Annotated in this window: 7 protein-coding genes and 1 other annotated feature; of the genes, 4 read left to right on the forward strand and 3 right to left on the reverse strand. The window is 38.5% G+C overall.

The genetic code is table 11. The features are described 5' to 3' along the window. Positions 1 to 22: 22 nt before the first annotated feature. Positions 23 to 1,288 carry a tyrosine--tRNA ligase gene (gene tyrS / locus ACIQYS_RS01920; protein WP_402974028.1) on the reverse strand — a complete coding sequence of 422 codons (1,266 nt, stop codon included), beginning with the start codon at positions 1,286 to 1,288 and terminating at the stop codon, positions 23 to 25. 47 nt (positions 1,289 to 1,335) lie between these two features. Then, positions 1,336 to 1,533, reverse strand: a binding site (T-box leader). 100 nt (positions 1,534 to 1,633) lie between these two features. On the opposite strand from tyrS, the gene ACIQYS_RS01925 reads away from it, so the two are divergent. Then, positions 1,634 to 4,546 carry a transglycosylase domain-containing protein gene (locus ACIQYS_RS01925; RefSeq protein WP_402974031.1) on the forward strand — a complete coding sequence of 971 codons (2,913 nt, stop codon included), beginning with the start codon at positions 1,634 to 1,636 and terminating at the stop codon, positions 4,544 to 4,546. 46 nt (positions 4,547 to 4,592) lie between these two features. Here the strand turns inward: ACIQYS_RS01925 and acsA are convergent, their stop codons facing one another. After that, positions 4,593 to 6,314 carry an acetate--CoA ligase gene (acsA, locus tag ACIQYS_RS01930; protein WP_402974034.1) on the reverse strand — a complete coding sequence of 574 codons (1,722 nt, stop codon included), beginning with the start codon at positions 6,312 to 6,314 and terminating at the stop codon, positions 4,593 to 4,595. 173 nt (positions 6,315 to 6,487) lie between these two features. Between acsA and ACIQYS_RS01935 the strand changes: the two genes are divergently transcribed. The 3 genes from ACIQYS_RS01935 to ACIQYS_RS01945 are packed head-to-tail and all read left to right on the forward strand — an operon-like array spanning position 6,488 to position 8,978. Then, positions 6,488 to 7,120 (forward strand): GNAT family N-acetyltransferase, encoded by a 633-nt coding sequence (locus ACIQYS_RS01935; RefSeq protein WP_402974037.1) that lies wholly within the window; start codon positions 6,488 to 6,490, stop codon positions 7,118 to 7,120. 38 nt (positions 7,121 to 7,158) lie between these two features. Continuing rightward, the gene (locus tag ACIQYS_RS01940) at positions 7,159 to 7,806 is read left to right on the forward strand and encodes an acetoin utilization AcuB family protein (protein WP_402974040.1); all 648 of its coding nucleotides are present in this window, start codon (positions 7,159 to 7,161) and stop codon (positions 7,804 to 7,806) included. After that, positions 7,776 to 8,978, forward strand: a complete 1,203-nt coding sequence (locus ACIQYS_RS01945) for an acetoin utilization protein AcuC (RefSeq protein ID WP_402974043.1) — start codon at positions 7,776 to 7,778, stop codon at positions 8,976 to 8,978. Before ACIQYS_RS01940 ends, ACIQYS_RS01945 begins: the two co-directional genes overlap by 31 nt. Positions 8,979 to 9,215: 237 nt before the next feature. On the opposite strand, the gene ccpA is transcribed toward ACIQYS_RS01945, so the two are convergent. Next, a complete protein-coding gene (gene ccpA / locus ACIQYS_RS01950; protein WP_402974046.1) occupies positions 9,216 to 10,214 on the reverse strand; it encodes a catabolite control protein A in 999 nt (332 codons plus the stop codon). Positions 10,215 to 10,350: the final 136 nt, after the last annotated feature.

Consider the following 10,350-nt stretch of genomic DNA (forward strand, 5'->3'; position numbering starts at 1 on the left):
GTATTGGGAAGTAGCTTTCATTTTATACAAATTTAATCATTTTGTAGTTTTTCTTACCTCTACGAACGATCATAAACTCATCTTCTAAACGATCACTATCTCCTACCTCATATGCTAAATCCGTTACTTTTTCTCCATTCACTGAGATAGCACCATTTGTTACATCTTCACGCGCTTGTCTTTTAGAAGGAGATACAGTAGCTTCCACGATGAAATCAACGATATTCTTCGCCTCTTTAGACATTTCTACAGACGGTACATCCTTAAATGCATCTTTCATTTCAGTAGCTGTTAATTCTTTTAAGTTGCCACTAAATAATGCTTGAGAAATTCGAATTGCTTGATCTAGCGCTTCTTGACCATGTATTAGTCGAGTCATTTCTTCAGCAAGCGCAATTTGACCTTTTCGTAAATGCGGTTCATTTTCCACTGTTTCTTGGAATGCTTCAATTTCGCTACGCTCTAAGAAAGTGAAAATTTTCATGTATTTAATAACATCTGCATCTGCAGTATTAATCCAAAACTGATAAAACTCATATGGGGATGTCTTTTTCGCATCCAACCATACAGAACCCGAAGCAGATTTTCCAAATTTTGTCCCATCCGCTTTCGTCACTAATGGGATTGTAATACCAAATGCTTTAGTTTCTTCCTCATGCGTTTTACGAATCACTTCAAGACCCGTTGTAATATTCCCCCACTGGTCGGATCCTCCAACCTGTACTTTACAATTGTAAGTATTGAATAAATGATTGAAATCAATACCTTGGATTAATGTATAGGCGAATTCTGTAAAAGAAAGGCCAGAATCTAAGCGAGAAGCAATGGAATCTTTCCCTAGCATGTAGTTAATATTGATAAGCTTCCCATAATCACGTAAAAACTCAATGACAGACATCGGTCCAATCCAATCATGGTTATTTACCATTTTGGCACCATTCTCTGTTTTAAAGTCAAATATACGTTCCATTTGCGTTTTAATCCCACTTACATTTTTATCAATTTGCTCGGTTGTTTGTAATATTCGCTCTTCCGAACGCCCAGAAGGATCTCCAACCATACCCGTTGCTCCACCAACTAACAAAATAGGACGGTGCCCGTGAAGCTGAAAACGACGAAGCGTTAATAATGGCACAATATGCCCAATATGCATACTATCTGCAGTTGGATCTACTCCACAATATAAAGAAATCTTTTCGTTATTTAGCAAGCTCTTTAATCCATCTGCATCTGTCTGTTGATAAATTAACCCTCTCCAAGTTAAATCTTCAAGTAGTTCGTTTGTCATAATGAATCCTCCTTTAGAATAAAAAAATCCCTGCACGAAATAAATCATGCAGGGACGCTTAAGTTTAATTAGCGCGGTACCACCCAGCTTGAAGGAATTCACCTTCCGCTTCAATCACGATATCGTTGTGAAGACGTCTAACTCCAAGCCTGTAATTCATCCTTGTACACTGACTAGCTTTCACCAAGCGCTAGCTCTCTAAACAGTAGATACAACAACTACTTCGGACTTTTCCTCGTTAAATTATATACCTATTTTACCTAATTTAAACCGGATGTCAATATCTATCGTATACTGATATGCGATTATGGTATAATAATTCTTGATTTGGGGGTCGAATAATCAATGAAAAAACGGATGGAGAAATTCCAATTTTATACAGATAAAATGAATAAGTGGCAATCTACTAAATGGGCCAAAGGTTTGCGCGTTTCTTCTAGTGTTTTATGGAACTTGTGCTTACTATTCCTCGTAATATTCGTTGCTCTCGGAGTATTTGCCGCTTCTGTTGGTGCTGGTTATTTTGCATCACTAGTAAAAGAAGAACCACTTCGCGATAAAGAAAATATGAGAGCGGATGTGTTTAATTATGAAGAAACGTCTGAAATCTATTTTGCAGAGAATGTGTATTTAGGAAAACTAAGAACTGATCTTGAACGTACGGAAACAAAGCTTTCTTCAGTTTCCCCATATGTCATTGACGCGGTACTTGCAACAGAAGATGAGTATTTTGAAGTACATAATGGAATTGTACCGAAAGCTATTTTCCGTGGTTTACTCCAAGACTTTTCAAATTCAGATACACAAACTGGTGGATCCACTTTGACGCAACAATTAATAAAAAATCAAATTTTAACAAATGAAGTATCGTACGAACGAAAAGCAAAAGAAATTCTCTTGGCGATGCGCTTAGAACATTTCATGACAAAAGAGGAAGTATTAGAAGCCTATTTAAATATCATCCCATATGGACGAAATGCAAACGGGAGAAATATTGCAGGAATCGAGACAGCTGCAAACGGCATCTTTAATGTAAAAGCAAAGGATCTTACATTACCGCAAGCCGCATATATTGCAGGGATTCCACAAGCCCCATTTACTTATACCCCTTTTAGACAAGGTGGGGAGAAAAAAGAGGGTGAAGCATTACAACCCGGTATTGAGCGAATGAAAAAGGTATTATACCGAATGAAAGAAACAGGTTATATTTCACAAAAAGAATATGATTCTTCGGTAAATTATGATATTACACAGGATTTTAGAGAGCCAGAAATAGTGGCTGAGGAGAAATATCCATGGTTAACATCCGAAGTGGAAAACCGTGTAAAAGAAATTTTAAGAAAGCAATTAGCTAGTGCAGATGGAATTGACCCTGAAAGACTAGCAAAAGAACCTAAATTATTAGAGAAATATAATATTATGGCCGAACGTTCTATTCGAACAGATGGCTATCGAATTCATACAACGATTAATAGAGAAATGTTTGAAGCAATGTTAAAAGTAAAAGATGAATTTGAATATTATGGACATACGTACACGAAAGAAGTAGAAGATCCAAATACCGGCGAGATCATTACAGAAGATTTTCCTGTTCAAGTTGGAAGTATGTTAATCGAGAATAGTACCGGAAAAATTTTATCATTCCTTGGTGGACGCGATTATAATTTAGTACAATTCAATCATGCAACACAAGCTGTTCGACCAATTGGTTCAACGATGAAGCCTTTACTTGTGTATGCTCCAGCAATCGAATATGGAGTCATTGGTGCTGGAAGTCCAGTGGTTGATGTTAAACTGGACAATTTGAAAGGAACGACTTGGGCTAAATCACCAGCCAACTATACAATTGCGCAAGAAAAAGGGATTATTTCAGCACGTGATTCGCTTATGACTTCTCAAAACTTATCCACCATTCGGTTATATGATTTAATCATGGATCGAAAACCTACTGATTTCTTAATGAAAATGGGATTTGAACATATTGAAGACAACGAATATGCAAACCATGCGCTTTCTATCGGTGGGATGACAAATGGTGCTACAGTGGAAGAAAATACAAATGCATTTAGCACCTTTGCAAATAACGGTCAATTTATCGATGCCTATATGATTGAAAAAATTGAAGATGTGGAAGGTAATATTATTTACGAACACGAAACCGTACCGGTACAAGTTTTCAGTCCTGCAACTGCTTATATCATAACAGATATGATGCGTGACGTATTATCTGGCGGTACTGCAAAGCTAGCGAACTCACGACTTAAATTCCAGTCCGATTTCGCTGCTAAAACTGGAACAACCCAAAATCATAATGACTCATGGCTCGTTGGATACAATCCTAATGTCTCTTTAGGTGTATGGCTTGGCTACGATGATAATACAAAATCTTTATTTTATATGAATAATCGTTATAACCATCCGAGTGTGCGCGTAAATATGTTATGGTCTAATATGATGAATGCTATGTATGATGTATCACCAGAACTAGTCGATGCACCGAACGCTTTCCAAGTTCCCGAAGGTGTCGTAACGAGATCTTTCTGCGGAATTTCAGGACTAGCTCCTTCCGATGCATGTGCAAAAGCTGGATTAGTTAAATCCGATTTATTTAACGCTGCTGCTATGTTACCAACCGCTGCAGATGATAGTTTAATCTCCTCATCTTACGTGGTGATAAACAGCAATAGATATCGCGCCTTAGATGCTACTCCTAGTGAATTTGTTGTTCAAGGGGGCTATGGGGTGAATGAAGACTTTATTACACGAATGCTTGGAAGATTTGGAGGAAATGCGAGTAAGCTTTTCCCAGAGGATTCTAGTTTCGGTGGCAATGTTGTGTCAGAAGAAGTATTTAAAGCGGATGGTAGTCCACCCGCTGCAGTCAATGCCACATTATCTGGAAAGTCTATAACATGGTCAAAATCAACTTCATCTGATGTCGTTGGTTATCGTGTGTTTCAAGTTGTTGATGGCCAACGAGTACTTGTCGCAACGAAAAGAGAAGCTGAGTCACCTAGCTTTACAGTTAGCGGTCCTGGTCAATACATTATAGTATCTGTTGACATCACTGGTTTACAATCAGGCGCTTCCAATATTGTGTCGCTAGAAGTTCAACAACCAGAAACACCAGTTGAACCTGTAACACCTCCAACTGCTCCAGAAAACGGAGATGACACGACAGAAGACGAAATAACAACTCCCCCTTCGGATGGAGAAGATTCCCCCGGAGATGGAGAAACAACAACTTCAAAAAGATAATTAGAAAAGCCACAGCACCTTTAAATTAGGTCGCTGTGGCTTTTCATTAGTCTTCCATTGTAGATAAATCACCCGTTGGTAATTTTAACTCCCAAGCTTTTAAAACTCGGCGCATGATTTTACCGCTTCTCGTTTTTGGTAGCTTGTCTTTGAATTCAATTTCTCTAGGCGCTGCATGCGCAGCAAGTCCTTTTTTCACAAATTGCTGGATATCCGCAATCAGTTCTTCCGAAGGTTCGTACCCTTCATTTAATGCAACAAATGCTTTAATAATTTCCCCGCGCACAGGGTCAGGTTTACCAATCACTCCAGCTTCTAAAATAGCAGGGTGCTCAAGTAATTTACTCTCCACTTCAAATGGTCCAACTCGTTCACCGGATGTCATAATGACATCATCTACACGTCCTTGAAACCAGAAGTAGCCCTCGTCATCCATATAAGCAGAATCCCCTGAAAAATACCATTCATCATTCATAAAACTAGATTCATATTTTTCTTTATTATTCCAAATTTGACGCATCATCGATGGCCAACCTTTTTTAATCGCTAAATTCCCCATTGTAAATGGTGGAACAACATTACCTTGGTTGTCAATAATCGCTGCTTCTATTCCAGGTAGTGGTTTCCCCATAGAGCCTGGCTTAATCGGTAGACAACCAAAATTACAAATCATTTGCGCTCCAGTCTCTGTCATCCACCAAGTGTCATGAATGCGTAAATGGAACACTTGCATCCCCCATTTTACTACTTCTGGGTTTAAAGGCTCCCCTACAGATAAAATATGACGAAGGGATGATAAATCATGTTTCTCGACGATTGCATCCCCTGCTCCCATTAGCATACGGAATGCAGTTGGCGCACTATACCATACTGTTATTTTGTAGTCTTCAATCGCATTATACCAAGCATCTGGTGAAAAACGCCCACCAAGAACAAGTGACGTAGCACCAGTTAACCAAGGTCCGAATATCCCGTAAGAAGTACCAGTTACCCATCCCGGATCAGCTGTACACCAATATACATCTTCATCACGAATATCCATAACCCATTTCATCGATTGATATTGTTGAACCATTGCATAATGTACATGCAAAATTCCTTTCGGTTTACCTGTAGAACCTGATGTATAATGTAAAATTAACCCATCTTCTTTATCTACCCACTCAATATCAAAAGCTTCCGAAGCATTATGTAATGCTTTTTTGAAGTCGATAAACTTTTCTGTTTCCTCTATGTTATCCCCAACTAAAAATACCGTCTCTAAATGTGGTAATTTATCTAAAGGAATTCTTCCCAATAAATCTGGAGTTGTCACAATTGCCTTTGCTTCACTATCTAATAAACGATCATATACTGCCCCTTCCATGAATGCTTCAAAAAGAGGCCCTACAATAACACCCATTTTCACAGCACCTAAAAGAGAAAAATATAATTCCGGAGATCTGGGCATAAAAATGAATAGTCGATCCCCTTTTGTTAAGTCAGAATGCTCTTTGTATATGTTGGCAGCTTTGTTTGTCCACTTTTTCATATCCGAAAACGTATACGATTCTTTTCTGTCTGCATCTTGATAATAAAGTGCGATTTTGTCTTTCTTCTCTGACTCTGCATGTCTATCAATTGCTTCATATGCCATATTTAATTTTCCAGTTTCATACCATGAAAAATTTTTCTCCGCGTCTTCCCACTTAAATGTTCTTGCTGTTTCTTCATAATCCTTTAACTGATAATCCCCTTGTTCTACCGGTAACAATTCTACTACTTTCATCCTAATCACCCTTTCTATAACTATACACTTCTATTCTACAATATCTGTTCACAGTTTTGTCAATCTTTTTACTTTTAAGAATATTTCGCTATGTTCTTTATACATGCATCTTCTTTTCGTGGAAATCATGTATAATGGTTACAAATGCGTTTATTTTTATAGGTGGTGAACTCGTGATACACAAAAAAACGTATAATGCGTTGGAAATAGAAACAAAACATGGCACCGTCATTATAGAAGGTCCAGTTCCTTCGGATCAAATAGCAAATTTCACGTTTCATGAAGACTTAGTAGCTTTCCGTGCACCTGCACAGCAGCATAATGCAATTATTGAAATTGCCAAATTGCCAGAAGGAAGAATTATTATTGTACGAGATCAACAAACCATCGTAGGCTACTGTACATTTCTCTATCCAGACCCTTTGGAAAGATGGTCAAAAGGGAAGATGGAAAATTTAATAGAGTTAGGAGCTATTGAAGTAATTCCGAAATTCCGCGGAACTGGCGTTGGTAAGACACTTTTACGCGTTTCGATGATGGATGATGCAATGGAAGATTATATAACGATTACCACAGAATATTATTGGCATTGGGATTTAAAAGGGACTGGTTTAAATGTCTGGGAGTATCGCAAAGTGATGGAGAAAATGATGCAAGCTGGTGGACTTGAATATTTTGCAACGGATGATCCCGAGATTAGTTCGCATCCTGCTAATTGTTTAATGGCCAAAATAGGAAGTCGAGTGAACAGTGAGTCAGTACAACAGTTCGATCAGTTGCGCTTTATGAACCGGTTTATGTATTAAATAGAAAATCAATATATTTTCTAAAGGGGTGTATGCAAATGCTTGTAGAGGAAATTATGAATACCTCAGTACCAACTTTAACACCTACGCATACGATTAATGATGCGTTACTGCTTTTAAAGGCAAAACGAATTCGCCACATTCCAATTATTAACACCGCGCATGAAGTCCTTGGTGTCGTGACCGATCGCGATTTAAAAGAAGCAACTCCGTCTACTCTATTGAACAGTAACAATCCCGAAGTTTATGAGTTACCGTTAGAAAAAATAATGACCCAAAATCCAATTGTCGGCCATCCATTAGATTTCATAGAAGAAACCGCTACTATTTTTTATGATAATCGGATAGGCTGTTTACCTATTGTGTCACAAGGAAAACTAGTCGGGATGATTACGGAATCCGATTTATTGTATAAGTTTATTGAACTTACTGGCTCACATCAACCGGGTTCCCAAATTGAAGTTCGTGTCCCAAACAAAACAGGTATATTATTTGAAGTTTCAAAAGTTTTTTATGAGCAAAAAGTGAATGTATTAAGTGTACTTGTATATCCCGATAAAGCGAATGATGATTATAAAATTTTAGTGCTTCGCGTAAAAACGATGAATCCACTCAAATTAATCGAAGCTATACGAGCTGAAGGGTTCGAAGTATTATGGCCAAATCATCCAGGAACGATGATATGAAAAAAAATGCCGTGTTTGTCTTTTCAGAAGATCAGTTAGACTATAAATTTTCGGATACCCATCCATTCAATCAAAAACGTCTAACCCTAACGGTCGACCTATTGAAAGAAATGAACGCTTTATTACCATCGGATATCGTAGTACCTCGTATTGCAACAGATGAAGAGTTAAGTTTAGTACATGATCCCCATTATATTGAAATCGTTAAAAAAGCGGGCTTGGAAACAAGTGATACTACTATCTATGAAAGCTATGGTATCGGGACGGAAGATACCCCTATTTTTCCTCATATGCACGAAGCAAGCGCAAGTCTTGTCGGTGGTACGCTAACTGCAGTGGATTACGTGATGGAAGGAAAATCTGTCCATGCACTTAACTTAGGTGGAGGTCTCCACCACGGATTTAAAGGACGAGCCTCAGGATTTTGTATTTATAATGATAGTTCCGTAGCTATTAAATATATGCAGCAAAAATACAATGCACGCGTTCTCTATATCGATACAGATGCACATCATGGGGACGGCGTACAGTGGAGCTTTTATGATGATCCAAATGTTTGTACTATCTCGATACATGAAACCGGCAGATACTTATTCCCTGGTACTGGTAATATTACAGAAAGAGGAACTGGAAAAGGGTATGGTACCTCTTTTAACTTCCCAATTGATGCGTTTACCGAGGACGAATCTTTTTTGGAAATTTATCGAACAGCACTTAGAGAGATAGTAGAATCCTTCAAACCGGATGTTATTTTAAGCCAAAATGGTGTTGATGCACATTATTTTGATCCGTTAACCCATTTATATGGAACGATGAATATTTACCGAGAGATTCCAAAACTTGCTCATGAGCTTGCGCATCAGTATTGCGATGGAAAATGGATAGCTGTTGGTGGAGGCGGTTATGATATTTGGCGTGTTGTTCCTCGTGCTTGGTCGCTTCTTTGGATGGAAATGAATGATGTAAAAACACCACAAGGTAACTTACCAAAAGCTTGGCTTGATCGCTGGTCAAAAGAGTCGCCAGTCCCATTTATCCCAACTTGGATGGATCCAAATCCATTATACGAACCAATTCCACGTAAAGCGGAAATAACGGAAAAAAATAAACAAATGCTCGAAAAATCACTATACGCGCTTCGCAATCAGCGATTATACAAAAATCACCAGTAGCCATTGGCTACTGGTGATTTATTATTAATTAGGAAATAATAAAATATATGACTTGTATGTACCTTTCTACGAGCGATTCTACTTCCAGACTCCAGCGGCCTTGCTCCTGCGCACATCTCGTCGCAGAAGAACGTTGCTCCTAGGGGTCAAATGGGAAAAAGCTGTGGTGGCTAGAGAGCTGCCTCCTCGCTTTTTCCCATTTGCCTGTCGGAGCAGAGACAGGCGATTGCGCTTTTGTTATTTGACGGAGTCCCTTTCCTCAATTCGATAAGGGAGAACAACAATTTGTTCGTCAATTTTTTCTTTGTTCATGAATTTCGTTAATAATCGCATGGAAACTGCACCGATATCGTATAAAGGTAATACGACACTTGTTAGCTGTGGTCGTACCATTCTTGCCAGTTTAGAGTTTTCAAAACTGATGACTTCGATGTCATTAGGTACATTAAGTCCACTATCCTGAGAGCCATGAATCAATCCAATTGCGATCTCGTCATTACCAGCAAAAAATGCAGTAGGTGGATTGGTAAGCTGGCATAATTCTTCCCATGCAGCAAGACCGTCATCGTATGTATTATCCACACCAACGATCAAGTCATTATCAATTTCAATGTTTGCCTCTTTTAATGCTTTTTCATAACCAGAACGTTTATATACACGATCAATTGTCGACTCCATATTTCCAGAGACAAACGCAATCCTCGTATGACCATTCTGGATTAAGCGATTTACAGCATCTACTGCTGCATCGTGATATTCGATATTAACTGAAGGAAAAGACTCCGATGTTTCGACTGTACCTGCTAAAACAATCGGAACGTCTGATCTTTCCATTTCACTTAGCATCTCCTTTGTCACTTCATCACTCATCATCACAATACCATCCACTTGTTTACTAAATAATGTAGATAGTAGCTGCACTTCTTTATCAGCCTGTTGGTCAGAATTCGTTAAAATTATATTATAACGATACATCGTTGCAATATCTTCTATACCACGCACTAGTTCTGCATAAAATACGTTGGATATATCCGGTATAATGACCCCCACAGTTTTTGTTTTCTTACTAGCCAATCCTCTAGCTACTGCGTTTGGTCGATAGTCCAATCTCTCGATGACAGCCAACACTTTTTGGCGAGTTGCTGGCTTTACGTTTTGGTTTCCATTAACTACACGTGAAACAGTTGCCATCGACACATTTGCTTCTCTTGCTACATCATAAATGGTAATAGTCAACGCATATCCCTCCTTCACATTTTGTACTATTTATATTATATGACCGTTTGTCAAATTAAGTGCAACAGTTCTTCCTGAAACGCCTCGTATGCAGTTGTCCAGCCAAGGCATTTCCTTGGTCGATTGTTAATGAGAT

The organism is Psychrobacillus sp. NPDC096426 (genome assembly GCF_044762745.1).
Taxonomy (GTDB): Bacteria; Bacillota; Bacilli; order Bacillales_A; family Planococcaceae; genus Psychrobacillus.